This is a genomic window from Tsukamurella paurometabola, assembly GCF_900631615.1.
In the GTDB taxonomy this organism is placed as follows: domain Bacteria; phylum Actinomycetota; class Actinomycetes; order Mycobacteriales; family Mycobacteriaceae; genus Tsukamurella; species Tsukamurella paurometabola_A.
In genome coordinates this window covers 3,545,283-3,562,274 of sequence record NZ_LR131273.1, presented here as the reverse complement: position 1 = coordinate 3,562,274, position 16,992 = coordinate 3,545,283, and the positions used below count along the sequence as shown (strand labels likewise).

At 71.1% G+C, this 16,992-nt stretch carries 18 protein-coding genes and 1 pseudogene; 8 read left to right on the top strand and 11 right to left on the bottom strand.

Translation table 11 applies throughout. The features are described 5' to 3' along the window. Positions 1–11 precede the first annotated feature (11 nt). Positions 12–674, bottom strand: a complete 663-nt coding sequence (locus ELY19_RS17830) for a TetR/AcrR family transcriptional regulator (RefSeq protein ID WP_164711641.1) — start codon at positions 672–674, stop codon at positions 12–14. Between the two features lie 88 nt (positions 675–762). Here ELY19_RS17830 and ELY19_RS17825 point away from each other — a divergent pair. Continuing rightward, positions 763–2,265: pseudogene (locus ELY19_RS17825) on the top strand (MFS transporter). Between the two features lies 1 nt (position 2,266). Here ELY19_RS17825 and ELY19_RS17820 read toward each other — a convergent pair. Then, positions 2,267–2,689 carry a nitroreductase/quinone reductase family protein gene (locus ELY19_RS17820; RefSeq protein ID WP_126198908.1) on the bottom strand — a complete coding sequence of 141 codons (423 nt, stop codon included), beginning with the start codon at positions 2,687–2,689 and terminating at the stop codon, positions 2,267–2,269. Between the two features lie 97 nt (positions 2,690–2,786). Between ELY19_RS17820 and ELY19_RS17815 the strand changes: the two genes are divergently transcribed. Continuing rightward, positions 2,787–3,611 carry an aminoglycoside phosphotransferase family protein gene (locus ELY19_RS17815; RefSeq protein ID WP_126197417.1) on the top strand — a complete coding sequence of 275 codons (825 nt, stop codon included), beginning with the start codon at positions 2,787–2,789 and terminating at the stop codon, positions 3,609–3,611. 32 nt (positions 3,612–3,643) lie between these two features. Here ELY19_RS17815 and ELY19_RS17810 read toward each other — a convergent pair whose 3' ends face one another. Beyond that, positions 3,644–4,006, bottom strand: a complete 363-nt coding sequence (locus ELY19_RS17810) for a MerR family transcriptional regulator (RefSeq protein WP_126197416.1) — start codon at positions 4,004–4,006, stop codon at positions 3,644–3,646. Positions 4,007–4,047: 41 nt separating this feature from the next. On the opposite strand from ELY19_RS17810, the gene ELY19_RS17805 reads away from it, so the two are divergent. Further along, on the top strand, positions 4,048–5,133 hold the full coding sequence (locus tag ELY19_RS17805) for an alkene reductase (protein ID WP_126197415.1): 1,086 nt from the start codon (positions 4,048–4,050) through the stop codon (positions 5,131–5,133). On the opposite strand, the gene ELY19_RS17800 is transcribed toward ELY19_RS17805, so the two are convergent. Then, on the bottom strand, positions 5,113–6,108 hold the full coding sequence (locus ELY19_RS17800; protein ID WP_126198907.1) for a glutathione S-transferase family protein: 996 nt from the start codon (positions 6,106–6,108) through the stop codon (positions 5,113–5,115). The two genes, ELY19_RS17805 and ELY19_RS17800, sit on opposite strands and share 21 nt — an antisense overlap. A gap of 114 nt (positions 6,109–6,222) precedes the next feature. Here ELY19_RS17800 and ELY19_RS17795 point away from each other — a divergent pair, with 114 nt between their 5' ends. After that, complete coding sequence (locus ELY19_RS17795) at positions 6,223–6,717, top strand: LppP/LprE family lipoprotein (RefSeq protein WP_126198906.1); 495 nt, start codon at positions 6,223–6,225, stop codon at positions 6,715–6,717. A gap of 64 nt (positions 6,718–6,781) precedes the next feature. Here the strand turns inward: ELY19_RS17795 and ELY19_RS17790 are convergent, their stop codons facing one another. Further along, the gene (locus tag ELY19_RS17790) at positions 6,782–7,279 is read right to left on the bottom strand and encodes a VOC family protein (RefSeq protein WP_126197414.1); all 498 of its coding nucleotides are present in this window, start codon (positions 7,277–7,279) and stop codon (positions 6,782–6,784) included. A gap of 75 nt (positions 7,280–7,354) precedes the next feature. Between ELY19_RS17790 and ELY19_RS17785 the strand changes: the two genes are divergently transcribed. Continuing rightward, positions 7,355–8,119, top strand: coding sequence for an AraC family transcriptional regulator (locus ELY19_RS17785; RefSeq protein WP_227966930.1), 765 nt, complete (start codon positions 7,355–7,357; stop codon positions 8,117–8,119). Here the strand turns inward: ELY19_RS17785 and ELY19_RS17780 are convergent, their stop codons facing one another. The 6 genes from ELY19_RS17780 to ELY19_RS17755 form a co-directional block, all read right to left on the bottom strand. Further along, on the bottom strand, positions 8,120–8,383 hold the full coding sequence (locus ELY19_RS17780; protein ID WP_126197413.1) for an Rv1893 family protein: 264 nt from the start codon (positions 8,381–8,383) through the stop codon (positions 8,120–8,122). Between the two features lie 26 nt (positions 8,384–8,409). Beyond that, positions 8,410–9,204, bottom strand: a complete 795-nt coding sequence (gene eutC, locus ELY19_RS17775; RefSeq protein WP_126197412.1) for an ethanolamine ammonia-lyase subunit EutC — start codon at positions 9,202–9,204, stop codon at positions 8,410–8,412. Next, complete coding sequence (locus tag ELY19_RS17770) at positions 9,201–10,616, bottom strand: ethanolamine ammonia-lyase subunit EutB (protein ID WP_126197411.1); 1,416 nt, start codon at positions 10,614–10,616, stop codon at positions 9,201–9,203. The genes eutC and ELY19_RS17770 overlap by 4 nt, the downstream gene beginning before the upstream one ends. Before the next feature lie 26 nt (positions 10,617–10,642). Continuing rightward, positions 10,643–11,905, bottom strand: coding sequence for an HAD family hydrolase (locus tag ELY19_RS17765; protein ID WP_126197410.1), 1,263 nt, complete (start codon positions 11,903–11,905; stop codon positions 10,643–10,645). Next, the gene (gene eat / locus ELY19_RS17760; RefSeq protein WP_126197409.1) at positions 11,902–13,347 is read right to left on the bottom strand and encodes an ethanolamine permease; all 1,446 of its coding nucleotides are present in this window, start codon (positions 13,345–13,347) and stop codon (positions 11,902–11,904) included. Before eat ends, ELY19_RS17765 begins: the two co-directional genes overlap by 4 nt. 98 nt (positions 13,348–13,445) lie before the next feature. Next, positions 13,446–14,060, bottom strand: a complete 615-nt coding sequence (locus ELY19_RS17755) for a TetR/AcrR family transcriptional regulator (RefSeq protein WP_126197408.1) — start codon at positions 14,058–14,060, stop codon at positions 13,446–13,448. A gap of 65 nt (positions 14,061–14,125) precedes the next feature. Between ELY19_RS17755 and ELY19_RS17750 the strand changes: the two genes are divergently transcribed. The 3 genes from ELY19_RS17750 to ELY19_RS17740 are packed head-to-tail and all read left to right on the top strand — an operon-like array spanning position 14,126 to position 16,908. After that, positions 14,126–15,049, top strand: a complete 924-nt coding sequence (locus ELY19_RS17750) for a metal-dependent hydrolase (RefSeq protein WP_126197407.1) — start codon at positions 14,126–14,128, stop codon at positions 15,047–15,049. 3 nt (positions 15,050–15,052) lie between these two features. Then, on the top strand, positions 15,053–16,189 hold the full coding sequence (locus ELY19_RS17745; protein ID WP_126197406.1) for a DUF7802 domain-containing protein: 1,137 nt from the start codon (positions 15,053–15,055) through the stop codon (positions 16,187–16,189). Then, entirely contained in the window at positions 16,186–16,908 is a 723-nt protein-coding gene (locus ELY19_RS17740; RefSeq protein WP_126197405.1) for an MgtC/SapB family protein, read from the top strand. The genes ELY19_RS17745 and ELY19_RS17740 overlap by 4 nt, the downstream gene beginning before the upstream one ends. The last annotated feature ends 84 nt before the right edge of the window (positions 16,909–16,992 follow it).

The window sequence follows — 16,992 nt, the reverse complement described above, 5'->3', positions numbered from 1 at the left end:
GCGTCGACGGTTCAGCGCCGGTATCGCTCCGCGAAACCGGCGCACAGCGCATCGATCCCGGCGTGCAGCAGCGGCATCGCGGCGCACAGGTCCGGCCGGTCCACCTCGACGAGCTCCTTGAGCAGCGGCAGCTCCTCGATCACCGGATTGTCGGCGAGGTCGGCCACGAATCCGGCCCCGTCGAGTGACGAACCCGGGGCCAGGAGCAGCCGCCCGACCGCGCCGATGCCCGCGCCCTGAACGTGGTTCCACACGTGGAGCGTGAGTTCCGCCGAATCAGCGACGGCTCCGGTGAGGTGGCTGAACGCCTCGACCAGCCAGTGGAAGCACGAGACGGCGGACGGTGCCATCGCGGCGCGCGGCATGGAATGGGCCAGCAGCACCCACGGGTGGTGCAGGTACAGCCGCATGTCCGCCTCGGCGGCGACGTGCGCGCGCGTGCGCCAGTCCGGGTCGCCCAGCAGCTCCGGCGGGTACAGGTACTCGGCGCCCACGGATGCGGCCATGTCCCGGACGAGGCTGTCCTTGTCGGGTACGTGGCGGTAGAGCGACATGGCGCCCGCACCGAGGGCGTCCGCGATGCGCCGCATGGACACCTTCTCGAGGCCGCCCTCGTCGGCGAGCCGGACGGCCTCCGCCACGATGGCGTCGCGCGTCAGCGTGGTCTCGGACACCTGCGCCCTTTCTCCGTTGACCGAAATCGACGTTGCTGCGTACAGTGTACCCAGCAGTCCTGCGTACGCCGTACGCGCACGCCGATCGATGTTCGAGGAGTTCTTCGTGTCCACCACCCCGCGCCGTGCCTGGGCCGGTCTCGCCGCACTCCTGCTGCCGGTGTTCCTGGTGTCGATGGACGCGTCGGTGCTGTACCTGGCGATGCCCCACCTCACCACCGCGCTGCATCCGACGCCTGCCGAGCAGCTGTGGATCCTCGACATCTACCCGTTCATGCTGGCCGGCCTTCTCATCACCATGGGCAACCTCGGCGATCGCTAGGGCCGCCGCCGCCTGATGACCTGGGGCGCCGGGCTGTTCGGCGTGGCCTCGGTGATCGCGGCCTTCGCGCCGTCGCCCGCGCTGCTCATCGCGGCGCGCGCCCTCATGGGCATCGGCGGCGCGACCCTCCTGCCCGCGAGCCTGGCGCTCATCGCTAACATCTTCCGCGACCCCAAGGCCCGCGGCATCGCGATCGGCATCTGGACGGCCGCGTTCTCGTTCGGCATGGCGGTCGGCCCGGTGATCGGCGGCGTTCTGCTGCACCACTTCTGGTGGGGCTCGGTGTTCCTCATCAACGCACCGGTCTTCCTCGCCTTCCTCGTCGCCGGACCGCTGCTCATCCCGGAGTTCCGTACCGGAACCTCGGCCCCCTTCGATCTGGTGGGCGTCGCGCTGTCGATGGCCGCGATCTTCCCCCTGGTGTACGCGGTGAAGTCGGCGGCCGGTCACGGCGTCGACGGCACCACGCTCGCCGTCGGAGCCGCGGGCGCCGTGGTGTTGATCGCGTTCATCGCACAGCAGCGCCGCACCGCCCACCCCCTGATCCCGTTCGACCTGTTCCGTAACCGGTACTTCGCGATGGCCATCGCGGGCACCATCCTGGCGGTGTCGACGCTGAGCTCGATGTCCTATCTCACGGGCATCTACCTGCAGTCCGTCGTGGGCCTCGACGTGCTCGCCGCAGCGCTGCTCGGCCTCCCCGCAGCCGCCGTGGTGGCGTACTTCTCGATGCGGGCGCCGTGGATCGAGCGGTATCTCGGGCGGCGCGCGACGTTCGTGACCGCGCTCCTGTTCTCGGCGGTCGGCCAGTTCCTGCTCGTCGGGCTCGGCACCGACGGCCCGGCCTGGGTGTACGTGGTCGGGACCGTCGTCGCGGGCGTGGGATACGGCACCCTGTTCACCTTCGTCTCCGCGGTCGCGCTCGACGCCGCGCCACCGGAACGGGCGGGGCAGGCCTCGTCGATGTCGGAGATGAGCTTCGAGCTCGGCACCGCACTCGGCCTCGCCGTACTCGGCTCGGTGGCGACGGCGGTGTTCACCCGGCACGACGGGATGTCGCGCACGCTCGGCGACACCCTGGCGCTCGCCGACGGCATCGGCGGACCCGACGGTGCCGCTCTCGCGGACGCGGCACGGTCGGCCTGGGTGGACGCCGTGACCACGACGGTGGGCGTATCGAGCGCCGTCCTCGTCATCACCGCCATCGCGGCCTTCGTCGTCATGCGCGACCGCGACCGCACGGCCGCGCCGCAGCCGGTGAGCGCCTGAGTCAGCGCGGCGTCAGCCGGAAGACGGGGATCACGCGCCCCTGCGCCGCCTTCTCGTACTCCGCGAAACCCGAGGAACGGGCCTTGAACCGCGCCCACGCCTCATCGCGCTCGGCTCCGGTCAGCTCGGTAGCGGTGACCTGCGCGGTGGAGATTCCACCCTCGTCGTTCGGGTACTCGATCTCGATGTCCGGGTGGGCCTTGAGGTTGTGGTACCAGGCGGGGTTCTTCGGAGAGCCGCCGGCGGACGCGGGCAGCAGCCAGCCCAGGTCGTCGCGGATCGCCGCCAGCGGATTCACCCGCGGTTCTCCGGATTTGGCTCCGACGCTGTGGACGAGCGCGAGCGCCCGGCCGAAGCCCATGGCGGTCACGGTGCCGCCGTTGGCACGGAACTCGTCGATGATGGCCTGATTGAAGTCGCTCACGGCTTCATCATGCGCCCGTACCCGCGCCATCGCCACCGAGGTCTCACCCGCGTCGTCGCTCATCGCACCATCATGCGCCCCACTAGGGTCGAATGCTGTGCACGACCTCGATTCCTGGCGGGACGTCCTCGATCGCTGGGACCTCTCCCCCGACGGTGCGCCCTTCGCCACGCCCGGCAGCGACCTGCTGCCCGTGCGCTGGCACGGACGGCCAGCGATGCTCAAGCGCGCGAACGCCGCGGAGGAGCGAGCGGGGGCGGCCGTGCTGCGCTGGTGGGCCGGCGACGGTGCCGCGGAGGTCTTCGCGCACGAGGGCGACACCGTGCTGATGGAACGCGCGACCGGTTCCGGGGACCTGATGGCGATGGCGCTGGGCGGGCGCGACGACGAGGCCACCCGGATCCTGTGCGGCACCGTCGAACACCTGCACCGGGCGCGGCCCGGTGCGCCGGACGCCGACCTCGTGCCACTGCACGACTGGTTCGCCTCGCTCGCGGCGGCGCGGGACGCAGATGTGCGGTACCGGCGGTCCTGGGTGGAGGCCACGACCCTGTTCGCGACCCCGCGCGACGAAGTGATCCTGCACGGCGACGTGCACCACGACAACGTTCTCGACTTCGGCGATCGCGGATGGCTGGCGATCGACCCGAAGTGCGTCGTCGGGGAACGCGGCTACGACTACGCCAACCTGCTGACCAACCCGGACCTGCCGACCGCCGCGGATCCGGCGCGCTTCGCGCGCCAGCTCGACGTGATCGTCACCGAATCCGGGCTACCGCGCGAGCGCCTGCTGCGGTGGGTGATCGCGTTCGCGGGACTCTCCGCGGCGTGGTTCGACGAGGACGGCGAGACCGACGAGCGGGAGCGGGATCTCGCCGTCGCCGATCTCGCCGCCGCGCACCTCGCAGAGGCAGGGGCGTGACCGGGTCCCCTTGCGGCTGCCGCACACGGCCGTCACGGACCTGCACCGGCGGTGTCGATCACGTCGTCGAGGACCTCGCGGGCGCGCTGGAGGTCGCGGATGCCCGCGTCGATGCGGTCGCGCTCCGCGCGCAGCGTGGCGGCGAGCCACGGCGTCGCGGTCTCGTTCGGCGAACCGTCCTCGTCGTGGATGCAGGGCAGCAACTGGGCGATGACTCCGCTGGCGAGCCCCGCCGCGAACAGTTCCTGAATGCGCACGACCCGGTCGACGGCCCGTTCCGGATACACGCGCTGCCCCGCCGCGGTGCGCGTGGACGCGAGCAGGCCCTTCTCCTCGTAGTACCGCAGCGACCGCACGCTCACGCCGGTCCGCGCCGCGAGTTCACCGATCCGCATCGCTTGCCCCTCACATCAGTGTCAGGTTCTAGCGTACGGGCATGTCACTCCTCACGCCGTACCGCAGCCGCACCCTCGACCTCCCCAACCGGGTAGTCATGGCGCCGATGACGCGCCTGCGCTCGACGCCCGACGGCTCGCCGACCGCCGACGTCGCCGACTACTACCGCCAGCGCGCCGGTGCCGGCCTCCTCGTGACGGAGGGCATGTGGCCGCATTCGTCCGGTCAGAGCGAGGCGTGGGTGCCCGGGCTCGCGACGGACCGTCACGAGGGCGCCTGGGCGCGGGTCGTCGACGCCGTCCACGCCGAGGGCGGCCGGATCGTCGCCCAGCTCATGCACGGCGGCCGCAAGGGACACCCCGCCGCACGGATCGACGGATCGGTGCCCGCGGGACCGTCGGCGGTGCCCGACGGCGACGTACTGCACCTGCTCGACGGCTCGAAGGCGGCCTGGCCGCGCCCCACGGCGATGTCGATCGCCGCCATCGAGGCGACGATCGCGCACTACGCGGCCTCCGCACGGCGGGCGGTGGCGGCGGGATTCGACGGGGTGGAGCTGCATGGTGCCAACAGCTACCTGATCCACCAGTTCCTCGCCGACAACACCAACCTTCGTGATGACCGCTACGGCGGGTCCACGACGAACCGGATGCGGTTCGCCCTCGAGGTGGTCGACGCGGTGACGGAGGTCGTGGGCGCCGAGCGCACGGCCATCCGCCTGTCGCCCGGCAACCCGCAGTTCTCGATGGTCGAACGCGATCCCGCGGCGCTCTACCGTCGCCTCGTCGAGGAGTTGGGGCGCCGCGACCTGATGTACCTGCACCTCACCGACAACGACGACTACCCGGCGCTGGCGGACCTGCGGCCGCGCTTCGACGGCACCGTCATCGCCAATATCGGCGAGAATCGCGCGCCCACCTCGGCGCCCGCCGCCGAGCGCGCGCTCGCCGACGGCGCCGATCTGGTCTCCTTCGGCCGCGCGTTCATCGCGAACCCCGATCTGGTGGAACGCATTCGGCGGGGTCTGCCACTCGCGGCCATCCGTGAGGACGTGCTCTACGGACGCACGGCGGAGGGTTACAGCGACTACCCGTGCGCCGCAGTGTCAGCCGGCGGGGACCGGTAGCGTCGCGGGAGCGGTGCCGGCGCCGAAGGGGCTGCCGCCCAACTTCTCCCGGCCGTGCTCGGTGAACCAGTTCTTCAGGTCCGGCCCCTTCGGCACGATGCCCGACGGGTTGATGTCGCGGTGCACCTCGTAGTAGTGCCGCTTGATGTGCTCGAAGTGCGTCGAGTCGCCGAACCCCGGGGTCTGGAACAGGTCGCGGGCGTAGGCCCACAGCACCGGCATCTCGCTGAGCTTCTCGCGGTTGCACTTGAAGTGGCCGTGGTACACCGGGTCGAACCGGGCCAGCGTGGTGAACAGACGTACGTCGGCCTCGGTGATGGTGTCGCCCACCAGGTACCGCTGTGTCGCGAGACGCTCGGTGAGCCAGTCGAGGCGCGAGAAGAGCTGATCGTAGGCCGCGTCGTAGGACTCCTGCGAGCCCGCGAAGCCGCAGCGGTACACACCGTTGTTGACGTCGCGGTAGACGAGCTTGTTCACCTCGTCGATCTCGCCCCGGAGATCCTCGGGGTAGAGCTGCGGGGCGCCGGGCCGGTGGAAGTCCACCCACTCCAGCTCGAAGTCGAGGGTGATCTGCGGGAAGTCGTTGGTGACCACCGCACCGGTCGGCACGTCGACGATCGCGGGCACGGTGATGCCCTTCGGGTAGTCGGGAACCCGCGCGAAGTAGGCGTCCTGCAGGCGCGGGATCCGGAGGACGGGGTCGAGGCCGCCGGGGTCGAGGTCGAAGGTCCACGACCTCTTGTCGTGCGTGGGTCCGGCGATGCCGAGGGAGATCGCGTCCTCGAGCCCCAGCAGCCGGCGCACGATGATGGTGCGCGTGGCCCACGGGCACGCGTACGAGGCGACCAGGCGGTACCGCCCCGGTTCCACCGGGTACCCGTCCCGGCCGTCGCGGGTGATCCTGGTTTCGATGTACCGGGTGTCGCGCTCGTACGGCTGATTCGCGGTGACGTAGCTGCCCTGTTCCTCGCTCATGCCCTCAGCGTAGGCGTGGCCCGCGTAACACGCCGGAACCGTTACCCGATAGAACGATTGTCGTGTCGATGGAGACCGTGTCGACCTCCCGCAAGGTAGGAAGGAACGAACCCCATGCGCAAACCCCTGATCGCACTCGCGCTGTCCGCGGCGGCCGTCGGCGCGGCGGCCGGCACCGTCGGCACCGGAGCCGCGGCGGCGACCCCGACGCCGTGCCCGGCCGTCCCCCAGGACCGCATCGACGCCGCGATCCGTACCGTCGCCCCGCCCCTGCCCGGCGTGTCGTGGCAGGCGACGGCCCGCGGCTCGTCGATCGGCTGCACGCTGAACTGGGTGCGGCTGGATACGGCGGGCGGAACGGGAAGCTCGCCCGTGCAGATCCTGCTGTTCGACCAGATGAAGTACGCCGGGACGACCACCCCGAAGGCGCACGCCTACACATCGGTGGTCGGAACCTCTGAACCCGGGCAGATCACCGTGCGGTTCAAGTGGCTCAACCCCGGTGATGCGAACGCGAACCCCACGGGCCAGGCCGACGTTCGCTACCAGGCGTTGCCGCAGGACACCCCGCAACCGCTGGACCCGATCCCGCCCCAGGTCGCGGGCTGAAGCAGTGCGCGGGCCGACGGGGCCGCGGCGTGACGCCGCGGCCCCGCCCGCCCGCTGGGCCGGATCACCCCTGGGCTGCGGCCCATTCCTCGACGCGGGCGGCGCTCTCCTCGTCGCTGAGGTCCTCGACGCGGGTCATGATCGACCAGCGCACGCCGAACGGGTCGCGGATGCTGGCGAACCGGTCACCGGAGACGAAGTTCGCCACCGGCTCGCGGATCGTCGCCCCCGCGGCCTCGGCGCGCGCGACGACGTCGTCGACGTTGCTGCAGTACAGCCCCAGCGAGTAGCAGTCCGCGTCGCCGTCCGGGGGCGCGACCAGGCCGAACTGGTCGTTGGGTTCCCCGAGCTGGAGGCGGCCCTGCCCGAAGTCGAGTTCGGCGTGCACGACGACGCCGCCCATCTCCGTGACGCCCAGCGGCCGGGCCCCGAGGACGGAGGTGTAGAAGTCGATGGCCCCCTTCGCGTCCCGGATCGCGAGGAAGGGCGTCAGTGAGCTGAAGGAGTGCGGGACTCCGTTGGTGGTGTGTACGCCGTTCGCGGCGGTGATGTTCTCTGTCATGCCCGAAACGCTACGGGCGCACCACGGCCCGTCGATTGAACATTCGCGACAGCCCTCGCGCCTACGATCGATTCCGTGAACTCCCGCGGCATCCTCTACCCGGCGCAGCTGCCCACCTTCGAACGCCGGCCGCCCTCCCCCGCCGCGGACGCGCTGGTCCGCTGGTTCTGGATCTCGCAATGGGAGATCGCGCCCGGCCGTACGTCGCGGCAGGACGTGCTCGCGTACCCGGCGCTCAATCTGGTGGTCGAGACGGAACTGGTCGGCCTGGCGGGCGCGACCACGGTCCGGTCCCACCGCGACCTCGTAGGCACGGGCTGGGCGGTCGGCGCGCTGCTGCGGCCCGCGGCGACACCGGCCGTCACCGCGGACGCGCGCTCGATCCTCAACGAGTATCCGGTGGTCGACGCGCCGGAGCTGCACGCGGACGTCGCCGCGGCGATGGGGAACGGCGACCTCGCGAGCGCGTGCCTCGCCGTCGAGTCCTGGCTCACGGCACGCGTTCCGACGGTGTCCGACGACGCCGCGCTCGCCAATCGGCTGGTGGTCGCGATCGAGGAGGACGAGGCGATCCTCACGGTGGAGGACGCGGCGGCGGCGATCGGCGTCTCGCCGCGGACCGCGCAACGCCTCACCCGCCGCTACGTGGGGTTGACACCCCTCGCGTTGATCCACCGCAGGCGGCTGCACCAGGCGGCGCACCTGCTGAGCACCGAACCCGGCACCACGGTCGCGCAGATCGCCGCGGATCTCGGGTACGCCGACCAGCCGCACCTGGTCCGCGACTTCCGGAAGGTCCTCGGCTTCACGCCGGGCGGCTATCGCAGGACCGCGCGGTGATCAGTCCTTGCGGGTCACCCGGTCGGCGACCGCATCGGCGGCTTCGCGGGCCGCGGCCAGGTTGTCCCCGGCGAGCTTGACGCCCTCGGTGGCGGCGGACGTCGCGATCCCCGCCGCGCCGGTGGCGATGCGGCTCGCGCCGCCCTTGACATCCCCCTGCAGCGCCGCGCCGGCGCCCTCCAGGATCTCACCGGACTTGCGCACGGAGTCCGCCGCGATCCTGGTGACGGCCTCGATGTTCTCCTGGATGCGCTTGCCGATCATGGTGGTTCTCCTTCGTTCCGCTGCGCTCAGTCTAGTCCGCGCAGGTCAGCGCCTTCCAGCTCGGCGCGGGAGGTGTCCTTGAGGTCGACGCCGGAGCGGCCGAGCCGCCGCGCGCCCACGACGAGCCCCGCCGCGATGCGGGCTGCATCGGCGTAGCCGAGGCCCTCGGGTGGGTGGATGTTGGAGATGCAGTTGCGGTGCGCGTCGGTGACCCCCGCGCCGAAGTCCTCCGGGTCGGCACGGTGGGTGAGGTAGATCCCGAGGCTGTCCGCCACCGAGAGGCCGGGCCGCTCCCCGATGAGCACGAGCAGGGTCCGGGCGCCGAGCGCGCGGGCGACGTGATCGCCCAGCGCGACGCGGGCCTGGGTGGCGATCACCGGCGGCGCGACCGTCACGTCGGCCGGCAGAGCTGCGAGGATCGCCGCAGCCAAGGCGACGCCGTGATCGGTGAGCGCGCGGGGCGAGAGGCCGTCGGCGAGCACGAGGGCGACGTCGGCGACGCCGTCGGGCAGCGGGCTGAGGCCCGTCAGGTCGGCGGGCGCCCGGCCCAGGTCGGGCCGCCGCAGGTACTCCCCGCGGTCGGTGGCCCGGCTGGTGACGACGACGGGCTCGCCGATGCCCAGGTCCCGGGCGCGGGCGAGGAGGTCGTCGGCGTCGAGCGGCTGGTGGACCGCGTCGCGGGCTGCGGCGTGCGCCGCCGCGAACTCGAGCACGCGCCGCGTGGGAAGGGCATCACCGGTGCGCCCCAGCCCGATCCGCGACTGGGTGGTGGTACGCAGGGCGTCCCAGAACGGGTCCTCGGACCGCTCGGGCGCGCTCACCGCGGGACCCCCGCCGCGAGTTCGCGCAACGGGGACGCCTCGACGGCCACGTCGCGGAGGCCGCCGGACTCGTCGGTCATCCCCTGCCGGGCGAGCCAGGCGTCGAACTCCGGCGCGGGCCGCAGGCCGAGGGCGCGGCGCACGTAGAGCGCGTCGTGGAAGGCGAGCGACTGGTAGCCGAGCATCACGTCGTCGGCACCGGGCACGGTGATGACGAACGACACCCCCGCGACGGCGAGCAGCGTGAGCAGGTCGTCCATGTCGTCCTGATCGGCCTCGGCGTGGTTGGTGTAGCAGACGTCGACGCCCATCGGCAGGCCCAGGAGCTTGCCGCAGAAGTGGTCCTCGAGGCCGGCGCGCGTGATCTGCTTGCCGTCGTAGAGGTACTCGGGCCCGATGAAGCCGACGACGGTGTTCACCAGGAGCGGGTCGAGGTGCCGGGCCACCGCGTAGGCGCGGGTCTCGAGGGTCTGCTGGTCGACGGGAGCACCGTCGGTCCCGAGGTGCGTGCCGGAGGACAGCGCGGAACCCTGCCCGGTCTCCAGGTACATGACGTTGTTCCCGACGGTGCCGCGCCCCAGCTCGCGCGCCGCGGCGTTCGCCTCGTCGAGCAGGCCGAGCGTGACGCCGAACGCGGAGTTCGCGCCCTCGGTACCGGCGATCGACTGGAAGACGAGGTCGACCGGGGCGCCCTGCTCGATGAGCCCCAGCGTCGTCGTCACGTGGCTGAGCACGCACGACTGGGTGGGGATGTCGAAGCGGGTGCGCACCTCGTCGAGCAGGTGCAGCAGGTCGGAGGTCGCGTGCGGCGAGTCGGTGGCGGGGTTGATCCCGATCACCGCGTCGCCGCAACCGAGGAGCAGCCCGTCGAGGGTCGCCGCGGCGATGCCCCGCGGATCGTCGGTCGGGTGGTTGGGCTGCAGGCGCGTCGCCAGTGTGCCCGGCAGGCCGACCGTCGTGCGGAATCCCGCGGTGACGCGGACCGCCCGCGCGACGGCGATGAGGTCCTGGTTGCGCATCAGCTTGCTGACCGCCGCGACCATCTCCGGGGTGAGGGCCGGGCCGAGCGCGGCGAGGCGGGCACCGGCATCGTCGGCGACGGCGATCCGCAGCAGGAGGTCCCGGAGGTCACCGACGGTGAGATGCGCGATCGGCGCGAACGCCGCCCGGTCGTGGCTGTCGATGATGAGGCGGGTGACCTCGTCGGACTCGTACGGTACGACGAGTTCCTCGAGCAGCGCCGTCAGCGGCACCTCGGCGAGTGCCCACTTCGCGGCGGCCCGCTCGGCGTCGGAGGCCGCCGCGCAGCCGGCGAGCTGGTCGCCGGAGCGCAGGGGCGTGGCCTTGGCCAGCAGGTCGGCCATCGAGGTGAAGGTGAAGGTCTCCCCGCGCACGGATTGGGTGCGGATCATGATTGCTCCGTTTTCAGACGTGGCTTCTAGTAGACGGTATCGGCGACGGACCCCAACGGGGCGCCGTCCGCGCCGCGGACCGGCACCTTCGCTCCGGCGGCGTCGGTACCCGCGGTCGCGCACGCGTAGGGCTTCGCCTGCGGCTTCGGCTCGATGAACATGGGGTTCACGAGCCACTTGCCGTCTGCGTCGGCGTACGCCGTGCACATCAGCTCGGGGACGTTGCGGTTGATCACGAGCCGTAGGCCGGTCGCGTCGCCGAGGAACGTGAGGTCGGTGACCGAGTCGCCGGCGGAGAGCACCTGCCGTCGGGCCTCCGGCGCCTGCCGCCAGGCCTGCGCCCCGGTGATGCCGAGGACCTCCTGGTTGACCAGGCAGCGCTTGCCGTCGATGTAGTTGATCATCGAGTCGTCGCCGTCCGGTACGTCGCCGCAGCCCCGCAGGTGCGGGACGATCTTCCCGTCGGACACGACGGGGCGGATCCCGATCAGCTTGTCCGGGCCGAGCCCGACCTCCGGCGCCCAGGCGCGGACGACCGGCTGCGCCGACGCGGAGATGATCCGGACGTCGAAGCCGTTGGCGACGAGTGTCCCGATGAGGTCCTTGATCTGGGTGTAGTAGCGCACCCACGCGGCCACCTCGATGGTGCCGACGCGCTGCGTCGTCCCCTCGGCGGCCGCCAGTGCCTCCGTGCGGGCCGCCTTCGCGAAGTCCTCGATCTCCGCCTCGGTGTAGCCGGCCATGAGCTGGACCACCCACGCGTAGGCGGGCTCCATGCGGCGGTGGTCGTAGCCGGCGAAGGCGGGGCTCCCGCCGATCTCCCCGTCGTCGACGATCGAGACGAGCGCGTCGGCGCACCGGGTGTCGCGGTCCGTCGGCAGCGGCGCCCCCGGCGCGGCGAGCGCGGTCGGGCACGCCTCGGCGAGGGCCTGCGCCGCTTCGGGGGCGAGGTAGCGGCTGGTCGTCCGCCAGTCGCCGTTCGCGGGCTGCCGGATCTTGCCGGTCCGGATCATCCAGTAGGCGGTCGCGGAGCCGATGTCGTTGCGCACCACGGTGTTGTCCCAGTCGAACAGGGCGACGGGGGCCGCACCGTCGTGGGCGGCGCCGCAGTGGCCGCGCTCGGCGATCAGTTTCTGCAGGCGGTCGTGGTTGTCGCCGTACCAGCCGGCGTCCGGCGCGAGGGTGCGGCACTCGGCGGCCGTGTCCTGCGCGTCGTTCGTCGTGCAGCCGGCGATCGGGGCGAGTGCCAGGGCCGCCGCGGCGAACAGTGCCGCGCGGGTGCGCCTCACTGCAGGTCCCGCTCGGCGTCGGCGAGCGCGGCGAACTCCTCGTCCGGCGAGTTGGCCACGAGGTGGTGGCGGCTGTACACGCCGAAGTACACCAGGAAGGCGGCGAACGCGGCGAGCGTCAGGCCCGCCGCCGTCGGGTCCACGAGGAAGGTCGCGACCACGGCGGCGCAGGCGATGACCAGCGCGAACGAGGTGGTGACGATGCCACCGGGGGTTCGGTACGGCCGGGGCATGTCGGGCTCGCGGCGGCGCAGCACGATGTGACTGATCATCATCAGCACGTAGCTCAGGGCCGCGCCGAAGACCGCCATGTTGAGCAGCATCGCGCCCTTGCCCGTGAGCGAGAGGGCGAAACCGATCACGCCGGGGACGATCAGCGCGAGGACGGGGGCCTTGCGGGCGTTGGTGACCGACAGGCTCTTCGGCAGGTAGCCGGCGCGGGAGAGCGCGAAGGTCTGGCGCGAGTAGGCGTACATGATGGAGAAGAAGCTCGCGACCAGGCCGGCCAGGCCGATGTAGTTGACCAGCTTCGACGCGGTGCCGTCGCCGAGGGCCTCGACGAGCGGGTTGCCGGATTCCGACATCGCCTGCGCGCCGACGGCACCCGGGGCGAGGAAGAAGACCGTCGCGCCGGTGACGACCAGGACGCACATCGCGACGATGATGCCGCGCGGGACGTTCTTCTCGGGTTCGCGGGCCTCCTCCGCGGCGAGCGGGACGCCCTCGATGGCGAGGAAGAACCAGATCGCGAACGGCACCGCGGCCCAGATGCCGAGGTAACCGTGCGGGAGCCAGCTCGACGCGCCCACGGCATCGGAGGCGGCGATGTCGGTCAGGTTGTGGGCGTCGAACTTCCCGATGGCGAAGACCGCGAAGATCACCAGGCCCACCAGGGCGATCGCGGTGATCAGGAACATCGCCTTGAGCGCCTCGCCGGCGCCGGTGAGGTGGATGCCGATGAACAGCGCGTAGACGAACAGGTACACCCACCAGCCGTCGGTGATCCCGAACAGGTTCAGCGAATCGACGTAGGCGCCGATGAACGTCGCGATCGCCGCGGGAGCGATGGAGTACTCGATGAGGATCGCGATGCCCGTGGCGTATCCGCCCCAGGGGCCCATCGCGCGGCGGGCGAAGGTGTAGCCGCCGCCGGCGGCGGGCAGTGCCGAGGACATCTCGGCCATGCCGAGCACCATCGCGAGGTACATCCCCGCGATGATCACCGCGGCGATGGCGAGGCCGCCCCAGCCGCCCTGCGCGAGCCCGTTGTTCCACCCGGCGTAGTCGCCGGAGATCACGTAACTCACGCCCAGGCCCGCCAGCAGCACCCAGCCGGCGGAACCCGACCGGAGGGTGCGTTTGGCGAGGTAGTCGTCGGACTCGATAGTGGCGTCCACCCCGTCGTGGTGGATCTGCTGCGGCGCCTGGCGCTCTGTACTCATGTGGGCCTTCCTGATCACGGTCGATCCTGTTCCCGGCGTGTTTCCGGAATCGGATCGGCGTGTTTCACCGACGGGTCTTGCCGGTGTGATCTGGAACACTACGAGTCAAGAGTTGCAGCGGGGTTGCAGCGCAGGTCGACGGCGGGTGCGACCCACCGGCGGAGATAGGAACGCAGTTCGTCGGGAGTGCGCGCCGGATCACCCGGCGAGATGAAGAAGGACTGCATGATGCGCAGCTGGAACTCGACGAGTTCGCGCAGCCGCGCCTCGTCGTAGCCGTGGGCGGGCCAGTCGACGTCGAAGCGGCGGATCATCGTCATCCCGAAGGCCATCGCCTGCCCGGAGGCGATGGCCTCGGTGTGCGAGTGCTCCCCGGCCAGCATGAGCCGGAGATGCGGAGCGCGGGGCACCTGGTCCAGCGTGAAGACGATGCCCTCGACGACGGCGTCGGCGGGGTCGCCGATGCCTCGCACGTGCGCGGCGAGGCGGTCGAGGAAGGCACCGACGGCCTGGACCGCAGCGGCCTGGAGCAGCGCATCCACCGTCGGGAAATACCGGTAGACGGTCTGCCGGATCACGCCGAGAGCGTCGGCGACCTCCGCGATCGACGTGGTGCCGCGCTCGCCGATCAGCTCGACGGCGGCGGCGACGATGCGCGCCGCGGCCTCCTCGTCGCCGGCCGGCGGCGAGCCACCCCATCCCCTGCGTGCCATCGCCCCAGGCTACAGCTTCGCGCGTTCTCAACATACAGAACCTGTTCTATGTGTATGTTCACACCATGACGGACCTGCACCCCCGCAAGATGGACTTCCATTTCGACGAGGCATCCGTGCCCTTCCTGTGGAACCCCGACAATCCCGCCTTCTCGTCGATGATGAACGCGGTCTCCTTCCTCGCCGTCGGCTTCGAGAAGATGATCGTCAAGCTGATCCTGCAGCTGCGCAAGGAGTTCGCCGACCCCGCGGTGGCCGCCGAGGCGACGGCGTTCATGCAGCAGGAGGGGCACCACTCGACGGCGCACCGCAGGCACGTGCAGGCCCTCATCGCGCAGTACCCCGGCCTCGAGAACACCCTCGACGCGGTGATCGGCGAGTTCGACCTCCTCACCGAGGCCACCTCCACCGACTACCGACTCGCGTACACGGCCGACCTCGAGGCGACGTTCACCCCGGTCTTCAAACTCATGCTCGACAACGAGGCGACGCTGTTCCGGCCGGGTGACGATCGCGTGGCGTCGATGTTCCTGTGGCACTTCGTCGAGGAGGTGGAGCACCGCAGCTCCGCCCTCATCATCTACAACGCGATCGTGGGCAGCGAGGTGTACCGGATGCGCATGGCCCCGTCGGTCTTCGCCCACGTGCTCAAGGTGATCCGCATCGCGTGCGCCGGTTTCAATCAGCACGTTCCGCTGAAGGACCGGCAGGTCGACGCGCTCTCGATGTTCGGCCGGTACCGGCTCAAGCAGAAGATGCTCGTCGCGGTGGCGCCGCACCTGACGAAGGGAGCGATGCCCCGCGCCTTCGACGTGCTCCCCAAGGCCGAGCAGGCCGTCGCGCTCAAGGGCATCATTCGCAGCCAGATGCCGCTGCACGACCCCGCGCACGAGAATCTGCCCGCCCTCGCCGGCGAATGGTTGCGCCGCTACGACAGCGGAGTCGACTGCACTCGGTGGTACGCCTCCGACGCGGCGATCGGGGTCTGACGGATGGACCTGTGCACTCCGACCTTCGACGCGCTCGCGCGCCGAATGGGCTTCACCTGCGAGGACACCGGCGGGCTCGTCTCCGTCCGCAGTCCCCTAGCCCTGGAGAACTGGACGCTCCCGGTGTTGGAGCTGACGATCATCGCCGGTTCGATCCTCATGCTGATCCACGCGATCCGCAGGTGGCGCGCGGGCGACGCGACGAACCTGGCCGTCTGGTTCGGCGCGACCGCTTACCTGTTCGTCATCGAGCCGCCGCTCTACTTCCCCGGCGCCTTCGGCATCGACGAGTACGTGGACACGATGTTCGCGCACAACCTGTTCACGGTCGAATTCCTCTGGGGCAGGCTGCCGCTGTACATCGTCGCGATCTATCCGATGATGGCGACGATGTCGTTCGAGATCGTCCGCATGCTCGGCGTCTTCCGGCGGTGCGGGATCGTCCTCGGCGCGTGCACCGTCGGGCTCGTACACGGCGCCTTCTACGAGGTCTTCGACCATCTCGGCCCACAGCTCCGCTGGTGGGAGTGGGCGCCCGACAACCCGATCAACCTGCCCTTCTTCGCCTCGGTCCCGATGGGCTCGGTCGTGGTCTTCGCGGCGCTGTGGCCGATGTCGTTGGCACTGTGCGTGCAGTTCATGGTCGGGCGCCACGTGGACGCGGGCGCGCGGTTCACCGGTCCGCAGCTGGTGTGGCGCACCGTCGTCGTCGGGCTCGCGGCGTCGGTGGGCACGTTCGTGCTGCCCCTGCCTGCGACGGTCCTGGGGCTGGCCGGCGACACGGTGCGCGGCACCGTCTACGCCGTGGAACTGGCCCTCATGACCGGGGCCGCGCTGTTCGCGCTCCGACGGTGCCTGTCCCCCGCGCCCGGCGCACCGTCGGTCCCGGCGCACCGCAACCGCCTGGTCCAGGCGTACGCCACGGCGTACCTGGCGGTCTTCGCCGTGCTGTGGGCGACGGCCCTGCCCGCCTTCCTGGGTGCCGAGGGCGGGGCGACCGAGGCCGGCGACCCCGTCGGGAACCTGCCGTTCGCGCTCCTCTGCTTCGCCATCGGCCTCGCGGCGGTGGCGGCGACGTTCATGCCGCCCGACCGGAAAACGGTTGCGTCGGCGCCGATCGGGAGCACCATGGAAGTGTGAGCACGCTCGCGGACTCATGGATCAGCGCCGGTCAGGGCTGGCGCCAGATCGAGCAGCTGGTTCTCGCGTTCTGCCTGTCCACCGTGGTCGGGCTGGAGCGCGAGTTCCGCGGCAAGAGCGCCGGGCTCCGTACCCAGGCGATCGTCGGCACCACGTCCGCACTCATCCTCCTGGTCAGCAAGTACGGGTTCGGCAACGTTCTCGCAGCGGGGACCGTGGTGCTCGACCCGTCGCGCGTCGCAGCGCAGATCGTCTCCGGTATCGGCTTCCTCGGCGCGGGGTTGATCATCACGCGGCGCGGCGCGATCCGCGGCCTCACCACCGCCGCAGCGGTGTGGGAGACCGCCGCGATCGGCATGGCCGCGGGCGCGGGGCTCGAGATCCTCGCCGTCGCGGTCACGGCTCTCCACTTCGTCGCGGTGCTCGGCTTCACCCCGCTCGGGCGCATGGTCGCGGCACGGGGCACCGCCGAGCGCGGTGTCACCCTCACCTATCGCGACGGGGCCGGCGTCCTGCGGGAGGTCCTGTCGGCGTGCTCGCGCCGCGGATGGACTGTGGCCTCCCTCACCGTGGTCGACGGGCCGGCCGACGAGGTGACGGCGGACCGGCAGGTGACCGTCGCGTTATCGCTGGTGGGCCGCGGCGTCACCGAGGCCGGCGCCGCGCTCGGCGGCGTCGACGGCGTGCTGCGGATCGACCGTGGGGCCGACGACGACTGAGGGTGAACCGAACGGTTCGTGACGATCCCACAAGAGACGGCTGTGAAGTTCTCACCTGAGAACAGCCGGATGCACGTTTCCATC